The sequence below is a fragment of the Collimonas silvisoli genome, from assembly GCF_018305005.1.
GTDB classification, from domain to species: Bacteria; Pseudomonadota; Gammaproteobacteria; order Burkholderiales; family Burkholderiaceae_D; genus Collimonas; species Collimonas silvisoli.
In genome coordinates this window covers 1-19,560 of the sequence record NZ_JAGQEG010000102.1, presented here as the reverse complement: position 1 = coordinate 19,560, position 19,560 = coordinate 1, and the positions used below count along the sequence as shown (strand labels likewise).

Annotated in this window: 21 protein-coding genes and 1 tRNA gene; 3 read left to right on the top strand and 19 right to left on the bottom strand. The window is 57.4% G+C overall.

Annotated features, from left to right (window positions below; genetic code table 11):
• Positions 1-169: 169 nt before the first annotated feature.
• The 6 genes from KHU33_RS21740 to petA form a co-directional block, all read right to left on the bottom strand.
• Positions 170-245: transfer RNA gene (locus KHU33_RS21740), tRNA-Thr, on the bottom strand.
• Positions 246-270: 25 nt separating this feature from the next.
• A complete protein-coding gene (locus KHU33_RS21735; RefSeq protein WP_211466797.1) occupies positions 271-780 on the bottom strand; it encodes a ClpXP protease specificity-enhancing factor in 510 nt (169 codons plus the stop codon).
• An 87-nt stretch (positions 781-867) separates the two neighbouring features.
• The gene (locus KHU33_RS21730; RefSeq protein ID WP_038485359.1) at positions 868-1,479 is read right to left on the bottom strand and encodes a glutathione S-transferase N-terminal domain-containing protein; all 612 of its coding nucleotides are present in this window, start codon (positions 1,477-1,479) and stop codon (positions 868-870) included.
• 84 nt (positions 1,480-1,563) lie between these two features.
• On the bottom strand, positions 1,564-2,331 hold the full coding sequence (locus KHU33_RS21725; protein WP_211466795.1) for a cytochrome c1: 768 nt from the start codon (positions 2,329-2,331) through the stop codon (positions 1,564-1,566).
• 29 nt (positions 2,332-2,360) lie between these two features.
• Positions 2,361-3,767 carry a cytochrome b gene (locus tag KHU33_RS21720; RefSeq protein ID WP_211466801.1) on the bottom strand — a complete coding sequence of 469 codons (1,407 nt, stop codon included), beginning with the start codon at positions 3,765-3,767 and terminating at the stop codon, positions 2,361-2,363.
• Positions 3,767-4,387: a ubiquinol-cytochrome c reductase iron-sulfur subunit gene (gene petA / locus KHU33_RS21715; protein ID WP_211466793.1), complete on the bottom strand. Its 621-nt coding sequence runs from the start codon at positions 4,385-4,387 to the stop codon at positions 3,767-3,769. The genes KHU33_RS21720 and petA overlap by 1 nt, the downstream gene beginning before the upstream one ends.
• Before the next feature lie 292 nt (positions 4,388-4,679).
• Here petA and mscL point away from each other — a divergent pair, with 292 nt between their 5' ends.
• From mscL to KHU33_RS21700, 3 genes are all read left to right on the top strand, one after another.
• Entirely contained in the window at positions 4,680-5,090 is a 411-nt protein-coding gene (gene mscL, locus KHU33_RS21710; protein ID WP_329956106.1) for a large conductance mechanosensitive channel protein MscL, read from the top strand.
• Positions 5,091-5,304: 214 nt separating this feature from the next.
• Positions 5,305-5,904 carry an RNA polymerase sigma factor gene (locus tag KHU33_RS21705; protein ID WP_211466791.1) on the top strand — a complete coding sequence of 200 codons (600 nt, stop codon included), beginning with the start codon at positions 5,305-5,307 and terminating at the stop codon, positions 5,902-5,904.
• The gene (locus KHU33_RS21700) at positions 5,904-6,626 is read left to right on the top strand and encodes an anti-sigma factor (protein ID WP_211466789.1); all 723 of its coding nucleotides are present in this window, start codon (positions 5,904-5,906) and stop codon (positions 6,624-6,626) included. The genes KHU33_RS21705 and KHU33_RS21700 overlap by 1 nt, the downstream gene beginning before the upstream one ends.
• Before the next feature lie 47 nt (positions 6,627-6,673).
• On the opposite strand, the gene KHU33_RS21695 is transcribed toward KHU33_RS21700, so the two are convergent.
• The 13 genes from KHU33_RS21695 to KHU33_RS21635 form a co-directional block, all read right to left on the bottom strand.
• On the bottom strand, positions 6,674-7,840 hold the full coding sequence (locus KHU33_RS21695) for a phospholipase D-like domain-containing protein (RefSeq protein WP_211466787.1): 1,167 nt from the start codon (positions 7,838-7,840) through the stop codon (positions 6,674-6,676).
• 96 nt (positions 7,841-7,936) lie between these two features.
• Entirely contained in the window at positions 7,937-8,743 is an 807-nt protein-coding gene (locus tag KHU33_RS21690) for an endonuclease/exonuclease/phosphatase family protein (RefSeq protein WP_211466784.1), read from the bottom strand.
• 21 nt (positions 8,744-8,764) lie between these two features.
• Positions 8,765-9,229, bottom strand: a complete 465-nt coding sequence (nudB, locus tag KHU33_RS21685) for a dihydroneopterin triphosphate diphosphatase (RefSeq protein ID WP_211466782.1) — start codon at positions 9,227-9,229, stop codon at positions 8,765-8,767.
• Positions 9,230-9,368: 139 nt separating this feature from the next.
• A complete protein-coding gene (gene aspS, locus KHU33_RS21680; RefSeq protein ID WP_211466780.1) occupies positions 9,369-11,171 on the bottom strand; it encodes an aspartate--tRNA ligase in 1,803 nt (600 codons plus the stop codon).
• 79 nt (positions 11,172-11,250) lie between these two features.
• Positions 11,251-11,928: a DUF502 domain-containing protein gene (locus KHU33_RS21675; RefSeq protein ID WP_211466778.1), complete on the bottom strand. Its 678-nt coding sequence runs from the start codon at positions 11,926-11,928 to the stop codon at positions 11,251-11,253.
• Between the two features lie 72 nt (positions 11,929-12,000).
• Entirely contained in the window at positions 12,001-12,354 is a 354-nt protein-coding gene (locus KHU33_RS21670) for an FmdB family zinc ribbon protein (protein WP_211466776.1), read from the bottom strand.
• 142 nt (positions 12,355-12,496) lie between these two features.
• Positions 12,497-13,558, bottom strand: a complete 1,062-nt coding sequence (locus KHU33_RS21665) for an ABC transporter substrate-binding protein (RefSeq protein WP_211466774.1) — start codon at positions 13,556-13,558, stop codon at positions 12,497-12,499.
• 18 nt (positions 13,559-13,576) lie between these two features.
• A complete protein-coding gene (locus KHU33_RS21660; protein ID WP_211466772.1) occupies positions 13,577-14,359 on the bottom strand; it encodes an ABC transporter permease in 783 nt (260 codons plus the stop codon).
• Positions 14,356-15,294 carry an ABC transporter permease gene (locus KHU33_RS21655; protein ID WP_211466770.1) on the bottom strand — a complete coding sequence of 313 codons (939 nt, stop codon included), beginning with the start codon at positions 15,292-15,294 and terminating at the stop codon, positions 14,356-14,358. Before KHU33_RS21655 ends, KHU33_RS21660 begins: the two co-directional genes overlap by 4 nt.
• Positions 15,287-16,372 (bottom strand): ABC transporter ATP-binding protein, encoded by a 1,086-nt coding sequence (locus tag KHU33_RS21650; RefSeq protein ID WP_211466768.1) that lies wholly within the window; start codon positions 16,370-16,372, stop codon positions 15,287-15,289. Before KHU33_RS21650 ends, KHU33_RS21655 begins: the two co-directional genes overlap by 8 nt.
• A 132-nt stretch (positions 16,373-16,504) precedes the next feature.
• Positions 16,505-17,146 (bottom strand): methyltransferase, encoded by a 642-nt coding sequence (locus KHU33_RS21645; protein WP_211466766.1) that lies wholly within the window; start codon positions 17,144-17,146, stop codon positions 16,505-16,507.
• 2 nt (positions 17,147-17,148) lie between these two features.
• A complete protein-coding gene (ubiB, locus tag KHU33_RS21640; protein ID WP_211466764.1) occupies positions 17,149-18,726 on the bottom strand; it encodes a ubiquinone biosynthesis regulatory protein kinase UbiB in 1,578 nt (525 codons plus the stop codon).
• Complete coding sequence (locus KHU33_RS21635; protein ID WP_211466762.1) at positions 18,723-19,307, bottom strand: ubiquinone biosynthesis accessory factor UbiJ; 585 nt, start codon at positions 19,305-19,307, stop codon at positions 18,723-18,725. The genes ubiB and KHU33_RS21635 overlap by 4 nt, the downstream gene beginning before the upstream one ends.
• Between the last annotated feature and the right edge of the window lie 253 nt (positions 19,308-19,560).

The window sequence follows — 19,560 nt, the reverse complement described above, 5'->3', positions numbered from 1 at the left end:
CTACCTGCTCGACAACGCTCAATTTAAAAGCCAGGCTGTAATCACGTTGGCTGCGCCGTATCTCTTGCTCCATTTGACACTCCTTCTCTTCATCGAAAAAGTGTCAACCTAATTCAGGACGGGTCAAGCAAAAGAAAAAGGCCCACATTGCTGTGGGCCTTTTAGATATTGGTGCTGGCTGCAGGACTTGAACCCGCCACCCCCTGATTACAAGTCAGGTGCTCTACCAGATGAGCTAAGCCAGCTAAACTGCGAAGTCCGCAATTATACCTATTTAATTCTAGTTAGGGTAGGTCTTCCACCTTTTTTTGGTGGTTCCGGATCTTTTTCTGGATCCGTGCCGGACGAGCTCTGTTTTGCATCCGATGCCGGCGATGGCACCGAGGTCAGAATCGGCGTTACCGTGGCGGGCGACTCGGTGTTGAGTTCCTGCTCGGCGGCGGCTTCGGTATCCGATTCAGCGGCCGGGGCCGATGCTTCGAACGCCATGCCTTGGCCGTTTTCGCGCGCATAGATCGCGATCACGTTATCTACCGGCACCGAAATGTCGCGCGATACGCCGCCGAAACGTGCGCTGAAATTGACAAACTGGTTGTCCATCTTCAGACCACTGGTGGCTTCGAAACTGATGTTCAATACAATCTCGCCGTTCTTGACGAACTGCATCGGCACCCGTGTGTGCGCATCTACCCTGGCCGCCAGATACGGGGTGTAGCCATTGTCGGTGCACCATTCATAAATGGCGCGCAACAAATACGGTTTGGTAGAAGTTTCTGACATGGGAAGCAACGGTACAAAATTTAAGCAAGGGCCGGTATGCAGCACCACAGCGAACTGCAGCGGTACACACCGGTAATCTACACGATCTTAACGACGCATGACTTTTTCGGACGGTGTCAGCGCTTCGATGTAGGCTGGGCGCGAGAAAATACGCTCAGCATACTTCATCAGCGGCGCAGCCGTCTTCGACAGCTCGATGCCGTAGTGATCCAGACGCCACAGCAACGGCGCGATGGCTACGTCCAGCATCGAGAACTCGTCGCCCAGCATGTATTTGTTCTTGAGGAACAAAGGCGCAAGCGTGGTCAGACGATCGCGGATTTCCGAGCGTGCCTTGTCGTGGCTCTTTTCTGCAGCTTTGGTTTTCTCGTTTTCCAGCGTGTGCACGTGGATGAACAATTCTTTCTCAAAGTTGAACAGCATCAGCCGCGCACGGGCGCGCATCAGCGGATCGGCCGGCATCAATTGCGGATGCGGGAAACGTTCGTCGATGTATTCGTTGATGATATTGGATTCGTACAGAATCAGGTCGCGCTCGACCAGGATCGGCACTTGACCATAAGGATTCATGGTCGAGATGTCTTCCGGCTTGTTGAACAAGTCGACATCGCGAATTTCAAAGTCCATGCCCTTCTCGAACAGAACGAGACGGCAGCGTTGTGAAAATGGGCAGGTTGTACCCGAATAGAGAACCATCATTTTTATAGTTCCTTAGAAACAAAAGGGTGAGACCCGATACGGCTCACCCCAAAACGCATACCCGCAAAATCGCGGGTATGAAAACTACTTGACGTCTTTCCAGTATGCCGCGTTGAGACGCCATGCCAGAACGAAGAACATGCCGAGGAACAGCAGAACCCAGACGCCAAGGCGCTTGCGGGTATTCTGAGCAGGCTCGGCCATCCATGCAAGATAGGACACCAGATCGGCGACGGCAACATCGTATTCGACCTTGTTCATCTTGCCTGGCTTGGCTTGCTCGAAACCGGCAAACTTGTGTTCGGTCTTGCCCTCTTCATGCGGATCTTTCACGTCTTCGTATTTGGCAGTACGAATTCCTTCCAGTTCCCACAGAACGTGCGGCATGCCGACGTTAGGGAAGACCATGTTATTCCAGCCGGTTGGACGGCTGTCATCTTTGTAGAAAGTACGCAGATAGGTGTACAGCCAGTCCGCGCCGCTGCCGGCGCCGGATGACTTGGCGCGGGCGATCACCGACAGATCCGGCGGCGTGGCGCCGAACCATTCCTTGCCGTCTTTCGGGGCCATCGCGATGGTCATCAGGCCGCCCACTTTATCGCTGGTGAACAGCAGGTTGTTCTTGATCTGCTCTTCGCTCAGGCCGATGTCGCGCAAACGGTTATAACGCATGGCCGATGCGGCGTGACAGTTCAGGCAGTAGTTCACGAACAGCTTGGCGCCGCTTTGCAGCGCCGACAGGTTGGTGCCCTGATCCGGTGCGCGGTCCAGCGGGTAACCGCCTTCTTCGTTAGCAAAAGCAAGCGCCGGCAGCAGCACTAGAGTCGCCATCAATCTTTTTAGCAATGTCATGTTCTTATCCTCTGGCTTAGTGCGGGTGCTTAGTGTGGATGATAGACAACGCGGTCCGGCACTGGCTTGAATGTACCTGCGGCGCTCCACCATGGCATCAACAGGAAGAAGCCGAAGTAGATAAAGGTGCAGACCTTCGACACATAGCCGCCGATTGCCGATGGCGGTTGCACGCCAAGGTAGCCGAGCACCACGAAGGTAATCCCAAACAGGATGTAGATATATTTGTGCCAGCTAGGACGATAGCGAATCGACTTGACCTTGGAGTGATCCAGCCAAGGCAGGCCGGCCAGGATAATCACCGAGACGCCCATCATCACGACACCGAAGAACTTGGCGTCGAATATGAACATGGCGCCGATGATGGCCAGGCCGATGACGGTGGCTGCGATCTTGACCAGGCCGCTCAGGCTGGACTTCAGCCACAGCAGCGCGACAAAGGCGGCAACGCCGGCTTGCAGGTAAACGATGAAATCCGAAGTAACTGCACGCAAGATCGAATAGTAAGGCGTGAAATACCAGACCGGTGCGATGTGCGGCGGCGTCTTCAGGGAATCGGCCGGAACGAAGTTGTTGTATTCGAGGAAGTAGCCGCCCATTTCAGGGCCGAAGAACACCACGGCGCTGAAGACGATCAGGAACACCGCAACCGCCATCACGTCATGCACCGAGTAGTAAGGGTGGAAAGGCACGCCATCCAGCGGCACGCCCTTGGCGTCCAGTTTTTCCTTGATTTCAACGCCGTCAGGATTGTTCGAACCGACTTCATGCAAAGCGATGATATGGGCTACCACCAGGCCGATCAGGACCAATGGGATGGCGATCACGTGGAACGAGAAGAAACGGTTCAGGGTAGCGTCGGAGACCACGTAGTCGCCGCGGATCCACAACGACAGGTCAGGGCCGATGAAAGGAATCGCACCGAACAGATTCACGATAACCTGCGCGCCCCAATACGACATCTGGCCCCATGGCAACAGATAGCCCATGAAGGCTTCGCCCATCAGGCACAGGAAAATGCCGACGCCGAACAGCCATACCAACTCGCGCGGTTTGCGGTAGGAGCCGTACAGCAGGCCGCGCACCATGTGCAGATAGACCACGATGAAGAAGGCTGAGGCGCCGGTCGAGTGCATGTAGCGCACCAGCCAGCCCCAAGACACATCGCGCATGATGTATTCGACCGAGGCGAACGCCAGCGTGGCGTCCGGCTTGTAATGCATGACCAGGAAAATCCCGGTGACGATCTGTATCACCAGCACCAGCAGCGCCAGCGAACCGAAGGCGTACCAGAAATTGAAATTCTTCGGCGCGTAGTATTCGGACAGATGCGCCTTCCAGGTCGATGTCAGCGGGAAACGCGCATCAACCCAGTTCAGGGCCTTGTCGGCGATAGGGGCATCGGCCGGCAGCTGTTTTTCGTGGAATGCCATGATTAAGCCTCACCTTTCTCGTCTTTACCAATGATGATCTTGGTATCCGACAGGTACATATAGCGTGGCACGTCGAGGTTGTTCGGCGCCGGCTTGTTCTTGAAAACACGGCCGGCCAGATCGAAGGTTGAACCATGGCAAGGGCAGAGGAAACCGCCTTGCCAGTCGTCCGGCAATGAGGGTTGCGGGCCAGGCGTGAATTTGTTCGATGGCGAACAGCCCAGATGCGGGCAGATGCCGACCAGCACCAGGGTTTCTTCGTGGCCGGCGTGGCCGCGATTGTTCGACTTGTTCTTGCAATAGTCGGGCAAGTCCATGGTGTAGGGCTTGAGTGACTCGGGGTCGGCTAATTCAGAGGTGGTATGCTCCAGCCCCTTCATTTGTTCCGGGGTGCGGCGCATGATCCAGACCGGTTTGCCGCGCCATTCGAAGACTTGCATCTCGCCTGGTTTGATGCCTGAAATATCCACTTCCACTGGCGCTCCCGCGGCTTTTGCACGTTCGGACGGCTGGAAGGTGGAGACAAACGCCCCCGCCGTGGCTAGACCAGCCACGCCACCCGCCGCACACGTAGCCACGAGCAAACCACGTCGACCGGAATCGACCTGCTTTTCGATACTCATACCAACCCCAATCAGTCAAAATACGAAACTTGCACGGAACTTCTAGCAACCCTAGATTATATCGAAGCTAATGCCTGTTTTAAAGGAAATACATGCATGGATGTACAAAATCAGCTAAATCCGTGGAAACTGCTGCTAAATCTGGCACAATTTCGTTCAGAAACCCACTCTTGCACTGCAGCAATCATTGGCAGGGATGGAAAATAACAAGAATTGACAAATTTATCCTTTTAATTCAATCGCGATCGCAGTATCTTCCCGACTGTCAACATTAATACGGAGAATCGGCACTATGAGCATGATGCAAGAATTCAAGACCTTTGCACTCAAAGGCAATGTGATGGATCTGGCAGTCGGCGTCATCATCGGCGGCGCGTTCGGCAAGATCGTCGACTCTTTGGTGCAGGACGTCATCATGCCGGTGATCGGCAAGATTTTCGGCGGTCTTGATTTTGCCAATCACTATTTCCCCCTGAATGGCCAAAGCACGGAGCTGACGCTGGTGGAAGCGAAAAAAGCCGGCGCAGTGCTGGCTTACGGCAATTTCATCACGATCGCGCTGAATTTCGTCATCCTGGCCTTCGTGATTTTCCAGATGGTCCGCATTATCAACAAGTTGCGAGGCGCAGTACCGCCAGCCCCGGCTGCCGATCCGGAAAATACCGTGCTGTTGCGCGAAATCCGCGACTCTCTGAAAAAATAGCATTCACCGCCCGTCCCTGACACACAAAAGCCCGCGACCTGATATCGCGGGCTTTTTTATTTGAGCGTGGCCGGAACAGACAAGGCTCGGCTGTTGCGGCGGCAGTTACCATGCGCTAATCTGTAAGCAGCAGCTTGATTCTGCGACAACATAATCCACATCCGCGAATCTGCAAGTCCGCAAATCCCATCAAGCAGCGGCGCCCGAGGTGCATATGAAGGAAGCCGAATTGCCATCTAAAGACCTGCAGCCGGAGCAGCTCAAAATCTGGCTTGCTGCCGTCGTGCGCAAGGACGCCGCCGCCTTTCGCGCCCTCTACGATGCGACCTCGCCGAAACTGTTCGGCTTCGCGCTGCGTATATTAGTTAAGCGCGAATGGGCGGAAGAAGTGTTGCAGGAAAGCTTCGTCAATATCTGGAACAACGCCGACAGTTACCAGTCCAGCCTGGCAGCGCCGATGACCTGGATGAGCACCATCGTGCGCAACAAGGCATTCGATTTTTTACGGCGCACGGACAACAGCGTCGAAATCGACGCGGACACATTTGACAAGGCAGTCATGGATGCAATGGAAAGCACCGCCGCGACGCCGTTGCAGGCGTTGCAACTGAGCGAAGATGCAAAGGCGCTGGCGGATTGCCTGGCGCGCCTGGAGGGTTTGCACCGGCAGGCTATTGCGCTGTCTTTTTATCACGATCTGTCGCATAGCGAAGTCGCGGCGCAGATGCAGCTGCCGATCGGCACCGTCAAGAGCTGGATCCGGCGCGGGCTGGCGAGTCTGAAAAACTGCCTTGGCAAACTCGGGAGCGCCTGATGGAGATTCAGCGTAATCCCGTTCTGGTGGACAAGCTGGCAGCCGAATACGTACTCGGCACGCTAGACGGCGCTGCGCGCCGGCGTTTTGAAAGCCTGCTGCGCCGTCACGCCGAGCTGCGCCAAGCCGTCGCCGAATGGCAAGATCGCCTGCAGCCGCTGGCCGAGCTGGCGCCGCCGGCGCAACCGTCGGCCGCGGTCTGGCCGGCAATCGAAGCCCGGCTCGGCTTGCACAGTAAACCGCAGCGCAAGCGCCTGACCTGGTTCGAGCTGCGCGAAGACTTGAGTTTCTGGCGCGGCCTGGGCCTGTTCTCGACCACCGCCGCTATCATCCTGACTTCGCTGCTACTGACCAAACAAGAACTGTCGGTGCCTGTGGCGCCGGTTACGTCGTACATCGCTATGCTAAGCAACGATCAGGCGCAGCCGATTGCTGTGGTTACCGGCGATGCCCAAGGCGGCCGCCTGTTTGTCAAACTGCTTGCGCCGCAGCCGATTGCGGCCGACAAGAGTCTGGAATTGTGGGCTGTACCAAAAAATGGGCCGCCGCGCTCGCTCGGCTTGCTGGCGGCAGATGGCAGCGTCTCCCTGGCGCTGCCGGCCGACGCCACGCCGCAGACGATACCGCTGCTGGCGGTGACGCTGGAGCCGAAAGGCGGATCGCCGGATCCCAAAGGGCCGACCGGCCCCATCGTGTTCAAGGGCGCCTGGGTTCAGATATAGCTGCTGCGGCTGAGGCCGATGCTCCACCCGACTTTCATCGCACTTGGTCAGCGCTCGCCGTTGCCGATGGTGATAATCCGCATCAGAAAGCGATACAGAAAAAAAGCCGCGCCATGCCAGGCGCGCGCGCGCCAGGACTGATGTTGAAATGCGCTGGCCGCTATCGGCTCGCCCTCGGCGATCCCGCTTTCTATCTGCAGCCGCAGCGCACGCGAAAAATCGGCGTCCCTGATCACCACGTTCGCTTCCTGGTTCACCAGCAGGCTCAAACCGTCGAAATTGCTGGAGCCGACGGTGGCCCATTCGTCATCGACCACCGCCACTTTTGCATGCAAGGCGGTTTTCCGATATTCGACAATCTTGACGCCGGCCTTCAGCAATTTCGGATAATAGGATTGGCTGACCGCATCTTGCAGGCGGAATTGCCCTACCCCCAGCAGCAAGGTAACGTCGACGCCGCGCCGCGCCGCCTCTTCCAGCCCGCGCCGCAATTTCCGGCCTGGGGCAAAATACGGGCTGGTCAGCAAGGCGCTTTGGCGGGCGTGGCCGAGCGCGTGCAAATAGGCGCGCTGGATGGTGCGCCGATTGTGCAGATTGTCGCGCAGCACCAAGCCCGCCAATGCTGGCCCGTGCGCTGCACCGCCGGCGATGGCGCGGCGGTGCTTGAATTGCCGCAAGCGCGCCAGCAGTTTCATCTCGCCCAGACGCATCCATTGCGCCTCCAGTTCGACATGTATCAGTTTCACCAGCGCGCCGCGGATGCTGACTGCAAAATCCCAGCGCGGCGCCGGCAAGGGCAAACGCAGGTCGTCGTCGGAAACCATATCGTCGATGATATTCAAGCCACCGACAAAACCGATCCGACGGTCGACCACGCACAGCTTGCGATGCATTCTGGCGGCGCCGCGCTGAAACCAGGGATTGAAGGCGCGATACATGACGCCGCTGGCGAGGAATTCCTGCTGCAACGAAATGGAGCGCTGGCTGCCGGTGCCTAGCCAGTCGGCGATCACTCTTACCGCCACGCCGCGCTGTGCCGCGCGCGCCAATGCTTGCTGCACCAGTTGCGCCGTCTTATCGTCGGCGAAGATATAGGTTTCGAGATAGATTTCGACGTGGGCAGCATCGATAGCCGCAATCAGCGCCGGAAAAAAAGCAGCGCCGTTGTGCAACAGCGTGATGCGATTATCTGCGCTAAAAGTTACCGCGCGCATGCAATAGTGAAGACCCGGAGTATGGAGAGAGACGGCATCTGGATGGTCTTTCTGAAGTCATGGCCGAAGGTAAGGTTAGCTGTACAGCGCCGGCAATTATCGCAGCTTGAGAGTCGCCACGATAGGCGCATGATCCGACAATTTTGCCCATTCCGCGCCATGCAGGACTTCTGCAGATTCTACCGTAAAGCCGCGTAAATAAATCCGGTCCAGACGCAGCCAGGGAAATGCGGCAGGAAAAGTACGCGCCGGCTTCAATTTCGGCGTGCGCCCGATCAGTTGCTGCAGATAAGAACCGACGCCGTGCATCACGCTTGGGGTGGCAAGCCGTTCGTCGAAAATTTCCGCGACGTCGAGCCGCGCTCTCAACAACTCGCTCAGACGATTGCCCCAGTCGTTGAAATCGCCGGCAATGATCAGCGGTGCGCCCGGCGGCGAGGAGCTGCGCACCGCCTCGATCAGGGCCGCGGTCTGACGGCGGCGGCCGCCGCCGAACAAACCCAGGTGCACCACATAACAATGGATATCGCTGGTCTCGGTTTTCAGCACGCAATGCAAAATGCCGCGCGCCTCGTAGGCATGATCGGATACATCCTGATTGCTTTGCGAACCGATTTCAAAGCGGCTCAGCAAGGCATTGCCGTGATGGCCATGGTCGTACACGGCGTTCATGCCGTAGGCGGCGTGATGCGAGTCGCCGGCGAGGTAATCATGCTGAGGCTGATCCGGCCAGTGCGCCGCATGGCGCGCCGCCATCAGATCATGCCGGCCCTGCACTTCCTGCAAGAAGAATACGTCGGCCTCCATTTGCGCCAACGCTTGTTTCAATGCATGCACCCGTGGCCGGCTACCCAGCGACGACACGCCCTTGTGGATGTTGTAGGTTGCGATGCGCAGTTTCATGGATCTCTTCGGTGATGCAGATTACTTGCCGATCTGGCGCGGCAGCTGCAGGATCGCTTCGGCATTCGACGGTGAAAAACACAAGTCTGCCGCCTCACGATACGGCAACCACTGGTATTGCAAATGTTCGCGCGGCGCCAGGCTAATCGGAATAGCGGCAGGCACCAGCAGGCCGAACACATGCTCGGTATTTTTTGTCACTCCCGGCGCATAACGATGACGCCATACCGGGTAAATCTCATACACATTGGAAACCCGCCAATCGCGCAGATGGGCAAGCGGCACGGCCCCCGATTTATCGGCAACGACGATCCCGGTTTCTTCCCGCACTTCACGGATTGCGGTGACCTCCAGCGTCTCATCCGGAAAATCCTTGGAGCCGGTCACCGATTGCCAGTAATCCGGTTTATCGGTCCGCTCCATCATCAAGACCTGGAGATCTTCCGTATAGATCACTACCAAAACCGATTCGGGAATTTTATACATGCAAATAAGCAAAAATAATCGGCGGAAACGCCGTCGTTTCGTAAAACATCACTATAAACCGGTTTTGATTATCCATAAAAAAAGCGCGGAAAACCGCGCTTTTCTTTTGATACTTCCGGTCAATCGTCGAACGGCAAAGTCAGACCACTTTCGCTTCAGGCAAGCGCAAACGGATATGCAATTCTTTCAATTGCTTTTCATCGACAGCCGATGGCGCTTGTGTCAGCAGACATTGGGCGCGCTGGGTTTTCGGGAAGGCGATGACGTCGCGAATCGATTCGGCGCCGCACATCATGGTCACGATACGATCCAGGCCGAACGCCAGGCCGCCATGCGGAGGCGCGCCGTATTGCAGAGCGTCGAGCAGGAAGCCGAACTTGAGTTGCGCTTCTTCGGCGTCGATCTTCAGAGCGCGGAATACCTTGCTCTGCACATCGGCGCGGTGGATACGGATCGAACCGCCGCCCAGTTCCCAGCCGTTCAAGACCATGTCGTAAGCCTTGGCGATGGCCTTGCCTGGGTCGGTTTCGATAAAGTCTTCGTGGCCGTCTTTCGGCGAAGTGAACGGATGGTGCAAGGCGTTCCAGCGGTCGCCGTCTTCGTCGTATTCGAACATCGGGAAATCAACCACCCACAATGGGCGCCAGGTATCGTCGAACAAGCCGACTTTCTTGCCGAACTCACTATGGCCGATCTTCACCCGCAAGGCGCCGATGGCGTCGTTGACTACCTTGGCCTTGTCGGCGCCGAAGAAAATCAGGTCGCCGTCTTCAGCACCGGTTTGCTCCAAGATCTGCGCCAGCGCCGCGTCATGCAGGTTCTTGACGATAGGCGATTGCAAACCGTCGCGGCCTTTGGCTTTCTCGTTGACCTTGATGTAGGCCAGACCCTTGGCGCCGTAGATCGCGACGAACTGGGTATAAGCATCGATTTCGGAACGCGGCATGGCGCCGCCGCCTGGTACCCGCAGGCCGACCACGCGGCCGTTGTCCATATTGGCGGCGCCGGCGAACACCTTGAAATCGACATCCTTCATCACTGCGGTCAGATCGGTGAAGGCGAGCTTGACGCGCATGTCTGGCTTGTCCGAGCCGTACAACGCCATCGCGGTGGCGAAGTCCATCACCGGGAACGGGTTAGGCAGGTCGATATCCAGCGCATTCTTGAATACCAGGCGGATCATGTCTTCAAACATGTCGCGGATTTCCTGTTCCGACATGAAGGAAGTTTCGCAATCGATCTGGGTGAATTCAGGCTGACGGTCAGCGCGCAGATCTTCGTCGCGGAAGCATTTGACGATCTGGTAGTAACGGTCGAAGTTGGCCACCATCAGCAATTGCTTGAACAATTGCGGCGACTGCGGCAACGCAAAGAACTGGCCGGCGTTGACGCGCGACGGCACCAGGTAATCGCGGGCGCCTTCCGGGGTCGACTTGGTCAGCATCGGCGTTTCGATATCGATGAAGCCGTTAGCGTCCAGGAATTTGCGCACTTCCATCGTCACTTTGTAACGCAGGCGCAGGTTGTTTTGCATTTGCGGACGGCGCAGATCCAGCACGCGATGGGTCAGGCGGGTGGTTTCCGACAGGTTGTCGTCATCCAGCTGGAACGGCGGCGTGACCGACGGGTTCAACACTTCCAGGTCATGCGCCAGCACTTCGATCTTGCCGGATTTCAGGTTGCTATTGCCGGTGCCCTCAGGGCGCAGGCGCACCACACCGGTGATACGCAGGCAGAATTCATTGCGCACTGCTTCCGCGTTCTTGAATACTTCGGCACGGTCCGGATCGCACACTACTTGCACCAGGCCTTCGCGGTCGCGCAGGTCGATGAAAATGACGCCGCCATGATCGCGACGACGATGCACCCAGCCGCACAGGCTGACGGTTTGGCCGAGAAGTACCTCAGTAGTGAGGCCGCAGTATTGGGTTCGCATGGACATATTCAGTTTTTCGCAGTTCAGATGTTGTAGATATCAAGTATTGCTTGTTCAAGGATTGCTGTCTTGGAGATTGTCAGCGTTAATTGCCGCTTGCGCCGCCGGCACTGCTTGCATCACTTGTTTCGGCGCTACCCGGCGGCGAGTCGATGATCGGTTTTCTGCCGGGCTGCTGCTCAGGCGCGACCACGCCCATTGAAACGATGTACTTCAAGGCTTCATCGACGCTCATGTCGAGTTCGACGGTGTCTGCGCGCGGCAGCATCAGAAAGAATCCGGAAGTCGGATTAGGCGTGGTCGGCACATACACGCTGACATAGTCGCCGGCCAGGTGGTTTTTTACGTCGCCGCCCGGCACGCCGGTCAGGAAGGCGATGGTCCACGATCCTTCGCGCGGGTATTGCACCAGCAAGGCTTTGCGGAAGGCGTTGCCGGACGATGAAAACAAGGTATCCGACACTTGCTTGACGCTGGAATAGATCGAGCTGACCACCGGAATCCGGATCAGCACCCCTTCCCATATCGAGACGATCTGACGGCCGATAAAATTACGCGTCGCCAGGCCGGTCAGGAAAATCACCAGCAAGGTCAGGATCGTGCCGAGGCCGGGAATATCATGCCCCAGCAATGCTTTCGGCCGCCATTGTTCCGGCAACAGCAGCAGCGACTGATCCATCGTGCCAATGATCAGATTCAGCACCCACAGCGTAATTGCCAGGGGCACTAAAACCAGTAGACCGGTGATGAAATATTTACGCATGGCTTTCTTTGTCCGACGCCACGTACCGGGTACGTGCGCCTGGTTTCAACTTGCTGAATTACATGGATGACATTATGTCGCGGCAGCCGGCGTGCTGCTGCCGCTGGTAGTGCTGGTAACCGGTGCAGCAGCGCTGGCGGCGGGTGCGGCAGCGGCCGCAGCGGCTGGCGCGGCAGTTGTGCTGCTGGCAGTTGCCGCTTCGACCGGGCTTGCCGCGTTTGCCGGCGGCACCGTCGCACCTGCGCCGCCACGGAAATCGGTGACATACCAGCCAGTGCCCTTGAGCTGGAAGCCAGCCGCAGTTACTTGCTTCTTGAACGCGTCTTTACTGCATGACGGGCAGACCGTCAGCGGCGCGTCGGACATCTTTTGCAGTACATCTTTGGCAAAACCACAGGCTTCGCAGCGATACGCATAAATCGGCATGGTGAAACACTCCGCAAAAATCGTACAAAAACCGTACAAAACCCTGAATTATAAAGGTTTTTCCGGAGTGTACACTGCCTTCGACGGCAGCTTGTGGCGGCGCAGCAAATTCAAGCCATGCAAAAACCGCAAATTAGCTGATTCAGCGGGCCCGGATCTCGGTCCAGATGCGATTGACGGCGCGCCTTTGCTTGCTGTTCAAGTCTTTCAGCATCTCCAGCTTGGCGAAGCCCGCCTTGTCCGGGAAAATCGCCGGGTTATTGGCTATTTCTGGCTTGATGTATTTGGCGGCGTCGGCATTCGGATTGCCGGAACCGATCAGATTGCTCAGCTCGGCGGCATTCTTGCCATCCAGCATGAAATTAATGAACTTGAGCGCGAGATCGGGACGCGGCGCCGCTTTGTGGATCACCATGCTATCCAGCGCCAGTACCGCGCCTTCTTTCGGCAAGGCGTGGCGGATATGGAATTTACGGCCGGCTTTTTGAGCGTCGACATCGGCTTGGAAGATGTCATTCGAATAACCATGTACCAGCCAGATATTACCAACCGTCAATTCCTTGATGTAACTGCTGCCATTGAACGCCGCCCAGTAAGGCTTGGCCTTGATAATCACGTCCTTGGCCTGCTGCCAGTGCCGCTCGTCGGTATCGTTGGCGGAATAACCCAGGTATTTGAGCGCTGCCGCCATCAATTCGTTGGCGGAATCCAGTACCGTCACCTTGCCCTTGATCTTGGCCAGGATCTTGGGATCGAAAATCGCCGCCCAGCTATCCACCGGAATGCCCAGTTCCTTCATCTTTTGATCGTTGTAGCCCATCAAGGTCACGGTATAGGCATACGGCACGGAGTACTTGTTGCCCTTGTCGAAATCCGTGTTCAGGTAAGCTGGATTGACGTTTTTCAGATTCGGCAACTGGCTCTTGTCGAGCGGCAGCAAGGCTTGTTGCTTGATCAGCGCATCCAGCGCATTACCGGTCGGCACGATGATGTCATAACCCGTGGCGCCGGCGGCCAGCTTGGCCAGCATTTCCTCGTTGTCGCCATAATAAGTCTGCACCACCTTGCACTTGCAGGATGCCTCGAAACGCTGCACGGTCTCCGGCGCAATGTAATTGTTCCAGTTATACAGGCGCAATTCATCGGCGGCCTGGGCCGAGAAGGTGGCGCACAACAGCGTCGCGATGGTAAGCAGTTTTTTCATGGCTGTCCTGGTTGGCGATTAGGAGGAACGGAGGGCGTTGGGTGCAAGCTTGGACGCGATGATTATAAGCAGCAGCGTCAGTCCCATCAATAAGGTCGAGACCGCGTTGACTTCCGGCGTGACGGCAATCTTGATCATCGAATAAATCTGCAGCGGCAAGGTCGAAGCATTGGCGCCGGCAGTAAAGAAGGTAATCACAAAATCGTCGATCGACAAGGTGAACGCCATCAGAGCCCCGGCCACCACGCCCGGCATGATCAGCGGCAGCGTTACCAGGCGAAACGCCTGCATCGGGGTGGCGCCGCAGTCGCGCGCCGCTTCGGTCAGGCTTTCATCCATGCCAGATAAACGCGAACGCACCACAATCGCCACAAAGCCTATGCAGAACGCGATATGCGCCAGGGCGATCGATACCAGTCCCAGGGTGATATTCAACATCACAAAGAAAATCAGCAGCGAGACACCGACCAGGATTTCCGGAATCGCAATCGGCGTCAGCACCAGCAAAGGCAGCAATTTCAATTTGTAGCGATGCATCGCAAAACCGGCCATCGTGCCCAGCATGGTCGAGACGGCGCTGGCGACCAGCGCGATCAGCAAGGAATTGCCGGCGGCGTGCAGCATCCCTTCGTTGTGAAACAGCTTGCGATACCAGTCCAGCGTGAAACCGACCCATTCGGCATTGAGTTGCGAATCGTTGAAGGAATACACCACCACGATGACCAAGGGCACGTACAGGAAGGCGTAGACGGCCAGCGCTACCAGCCACAGACCCGGCGGACGCCGGATGAGATTAGTCATGCGCTTCTCCTTGGCCGCGCCACCAGCACCGCAATCCCGGCGGCGATCAGCGCTGCCAGCGTGAGGACGATGGACAGCACGCTGCCGAACGGCCAGTCGCGGGTTTCCAGGAATTGCTGCTTGATCACATTACCTATCATGTCGCTACCGGTGCCGCCCAAGATGTCAGACACCGCAAAAATCCCCAGCGCTGGAATGAAGACCAGCGCCGCCCCTGCATATACGCCGGGCAAAGACAGCGGAAAAGTGATGCGCCAGAAGCGCTGCCAGGCCGATGCCCCCAAGTCCTGCGCCGCATCAACCAGCGCCGGATCGTGTTTTTCCAGATTGGCGTACAAGGGCAAGACCATGAACGGCAAATGCACATAGACCAGGCCGACGATCACCGCAAACCCGGTAAACAGCAGACGCACCGGTTCGATGCCGGCCAGCCCCAACACATAGTTGACCGCCTGCGTCAGGCCGGATTGCGGACCGAGGATGATCATCCAGGCATACACGCGGATCAGGAAGTTGCTCCAGAACGGCAGGATCACCAGCAGGATCAGCAAATCACGATATTTCTTCGGGCTGCGTGCAATCAGTAACGCCAATGGATAAGCCATCAGCAGGCAACAGCAAGTGGTGATCACCGCGTACATCAGCGACTTCAGGAAGATCGCGGTGTAGATGAAATCGGAAGTGAAACGCTGGAAATTCTCCAGCGTCAGATCGAGCTTGCCAGCTGCGTCGAACACCGGCGCCAGGCCGCCGTAATCGCCGGCATAGCGCACCGAAGCGAACACCATGATCAGACTGGGAATGGCGAAAAACAGCAGCAGGTAAAACAGCGGCGGGCCGCTGATCAGCCAGCGCGCCAGACGGCCGCGTTGCGCTGCTGCGCTCGACAACTTGTTTGCCGCCTCGTTTGCCACCTTATTTGCCACCTTATTCATACAAGAAATGCCCTGCGTCGAATTGCCAGGCGATGTCGACCATGTCGCCGACTTCGAAGAACTTGGCGCGGCCCGCCGCTGAATTTGCCAGCAGCGCCTCGATGGTGGTGCCACCCTCGGTCTGCACGATGTAGACGGTGACGTCGCCCAGATACAGCAGCTCTTTGACGAAACCCTTGAAGTGGTTTTCGGCGGCGTTGCTGATGTTCTCGGCGCTGATGTGGATTTTCTCCGGGCGCAGGGTCAACGTGCCTTTGCGGCCGACCGTGGCTTCCGCCGGCAAGGCACTCTTGACCAGCCCCAGGCCAGGCACGTCCAGCTGCATGGAAGCACCGTCGATGCTGGCGATCGCGCCATCCAGCAAATTGCAGGTGCCGATAAAATCGGCCACGAAACGGGTGCGCGGATAACTGTAGATGCGCGACGGTTCGTCCAGTTGCTCGACATTGCCGCGGTTCATGACCGCGATCCGGTGCGATAGCGCCAGCGCTTCGCCCTGGTCGTGGGTGACGTAGACGAAAGTGATGTCGACTTCTTTTTGCAAATTGATCAACTCGATCTGCATCTGCTCACGCAATTTGGCGTCCAGCGCCGATAAGGGCTCGTCCAGCAACAGCAGCTTGGGGCGCGACACCAGCGCCCGGGCGACGGCAACCCGCTGCCGTTGACCGCCGGACAATTCATGCGGGAAGCGCGCGGCAAAACCGGTCAGGCGCACATCTTCCAGCGCCTCGTCGACGCGGGCGCGGATCTGTTCGCTTGGCACTTTGGCCATTTTGAGGGGAAACGCGATATTGGCCGAGACCGTCATGTGCGGAAACAGCGCGTAGTTCTGGAACACGGTGCAGACCGGCCGCTGTTCCGGCGGGCTACCTACCAGATCGGCGCCATCCAGCAGAATCTGGCCGGAATCCGGCAGATCGAAACCGGCAATCATGCGCAGCAAAGTGGTTTTACCGCAGCCGGAGGGGCCTAGCAAAGTGAAGAATTCGCCGGCTTCAATTGACAGGCTGATATTGTCAACTGCGGCAAAGTCGCCAAAACGACGACTGACATTACGGATTTCGAGCAGCGCCATATGTCTTCAGGTCCAGGGGGCAAAAAACCGCTAATTGTAGCAAGGCGTCCGTCATTTATGTGAAAAAAGCCAGCTTATGCACAACAGTACATACCCCTGGCTTACATTGATCTACGCCGGCCGGAACAAAGCCTAAGCGCGCCGCCGCCACTCCATCCAGCGCTCTCTTCCGGCAAACACGGCGATCGAATCAGTCACTTCTTGTTCACCCGCCAGTTCAAAATCAGCATGCAATAAGCGTTCCAGTTCGGCCCGGCTGATACCGAATGGCGGCCCCTTGGGAGCATCGTCGAAAAAGAAGAAGCCAGCTAATGTAGCACCCGCCGGCAACAGCTCGGCCCAGCGGCTGACGATAGCGGCGCGCTTAGCCGGCGGCAAGGCGCACAGGAAGGCGCGTTCGTAGATCAGCCCCAGCGGCTGCTGCGGCTGATAAGTAAAGAAATCGGCCTGCAACACCCGCTCAGACCATTTGCCCAGAACCTTGCGCGCTGCGTCTACTGCGGCGCTGGAAAAATCGATGGCGGTCACATCCCAACCGGCTTCCGACAACAGGGCTACTTCATGGCCGCTGCCGCAGCCGGGGATCAGGGTCGTTGCCGGTTTGCTGCGCGCCACATATTGCTGCAAGGCCTGCGGCACGCCGCCGGTATCCCAGGGCATGAAATCCTGCTCGAAACGCTCGCTCCAGAAATCCGGATGAGAAGGGTCGCGATGGGAGAACTTGGAGCTGAGGTCGTCGGACTTAGAGTCGGATTTAGAATCGGGCTTAGCCATGCTTACCACGAGATCACGTGTCCAAAACGCAAATACAAGAGCGTTAACAGCACACCGCTTACCAGGCCACCGCCGACATACACCAGCATGCCGAGAAAGCGATTGGTCTGGCGCTGTTCCGCGATCAGCCGCCACATCAGTTCATTGTTTTGCTCAAGCTTAGGCTCCACCACCTGGTTCAGGGCCTGATGCGCCAGGCGCGGCAGCTGCGGCAGCAACTTGCTGTAACGCGGCATTTCGACCTTCAACTGCTGGATCAAACCGCGCCAGCCCAGTTGTTCGCTCATCCAGCGCTCCAGATGCGGTTTGGCGGTTTTCCACAAATCCAGTTCCGGATCGAGCTGGCGGCCCAGGCCTTCGACATTGAGCAAGGTCTTTTGCAGCAGCACCAGCTGCGGCTGCACCTCGACATTAAAGCGGCGCGAAGTCTGGAACAGGCGCAACAGCACCTGGCCGAAGGAGATATCTTTCAGCGGCCGGTCGAAAATCGGTTCGCAGCAAGCGCGCACCGCCGACTCCAGCTCGTCGACCCGGGTTTCCTTGGGCGCCCAGCCGGATTCGATATGGGCTTCGGCGACGCGCTTGTAATCGCGCTGGAAAAACGCCAGGAAGTTTTGCGACAGATAGTCTTTATCGAAGTCGTTGAGAGTGCCGACGATACCGAAATCGAGTGCGATGTAACGGCCGAAAGTAGCCGGCGCGACTGACACCAGGATATTTCCCGGATGCATGTCGGCATGAAAAAAACCGTCGCGAAATACCTGGGTGAAAAAAATCTCGACGCCGTCGCGCGACAGCTTGCCCAGATCGACGCCGGCTTCGCGCAAACGATCCAACTGCGAAATCGGGATGCCGTGCATGCGCTCCATCACAATCACCGACGATGAGCAATAGTCCCAATACATTTCCGGCACCACCAATAAATGGGAGTCGGCGAAATTGCGGCGCAGCTGGCTGCCGTTGGCGGCCTCGCGCATCAGGTCCAGTTCGTCATGCAGATATTTGTCGAATTCGCCGACCACCTCGCGCGCCTTCAGGCGGCGGCCGTCAGCCCACAATTTCTCCACCAGGCCGGCGGCGATATGCATCAGCGCGACGTCTTCGTCTATCGACTTTTTCATGCCGGGACGCAGCACCTTGACCGCCACTTCCTTGCCGTTTTTCAGCGTCGCAAAGTGCACCTGCGCAATCGAAGCAGACGCCACCGGCTCACGCTCGAAACTGGCGAACAATTCATCCGGATGGGCTTTCAACGATTTTTCGATTTGCGCAATCGCCAGATCCGAGCTGAACGGCGGCACCCTATCCTGCAAGCGCGCCAGTTCGTCGACCATGTCGCCCGGCACCAAATCACGGCGGGTCGACAGCACTTGTCCGAACTTGACGAAAATCGGCCCCAATTCTTCCAGTGCCATGCGCAAACGCTCGCCGCGCGGCGCTGAAATATCGCGCCAGAAAATCAGGGTATCGATCAGTTTGGAGATGCGCGGCGTATCGAAACCCGACATCGCGATATCGTCCAGCCCATAGCGCACCGCAACGCGGACAATCTTTAACAGTCGCAGAAATTTCGGAATCATGAATTCTTCAGTTTGTTGATGCGTTTGGCGAGTCGCTCCAGATCGTCGCGCAGCTTGGTGACATCATTCGTAAAATCGGCTACCGCCTGGGGCCGCACCAGCATCGGTTGTTCTTCCAGAAAATATTCGGCGACATTTTCCGCCAGCTTTTTCTGGGTAGCCAGCGCTCCCGCGATCAGCGCATTACCGCCGGCCACGATGCGCACGGCGGCGATATCGCCGACCAGTTTGCTCAGATCCTGTTCGGCATCCCAGCGCAAACCCTGGCTGACTTGCGAAATGGCGTTGGCAAAATCGGCGTCGCCGTCGATCTTCACATAAGAGAAAGCACGCTCCTGGTTCTGGACAATCAGCGGCAGATCGGCCAGATTGACGCGAATCGTGACGTTCACGGCGGCGTCCGGCGACGGCGCTTGCAGCAGGCCGTCGGCGCTGACCTGCCAGCTGAGTTTGACCGCGCCGCCGTCGAAGCAGGCGACTTTGCCGGCGTGCGAAGCCAGGATGCGCTGCGCCCATGGTTCTTGCGCCAGCAAATGATTGACGGCGGCGGTGATCGGCGTGAAATTGATTAGAGGAGTCATTGTCCAAAATAAAACCGCCCGTGACTATTCACGGGCGGTTTCAAGTTTATCAGTTTGTCAGGCTCAAAGCCTGCCTACAGCTTAGGGCCTGTTAACAATTAATTTGGGAGATGCGTTCCAACCAACACGTGTGCTGGCAAGGGTGCAGCAGGGAATTCGTGCAGCATGCTGCACGCCTGCGTAACGATACCCGCATGCAGGCGGGTATGCGCCCTGCAAGGGCGTGGCGCAGCTGGGGCTGAAGCCCCTGCAA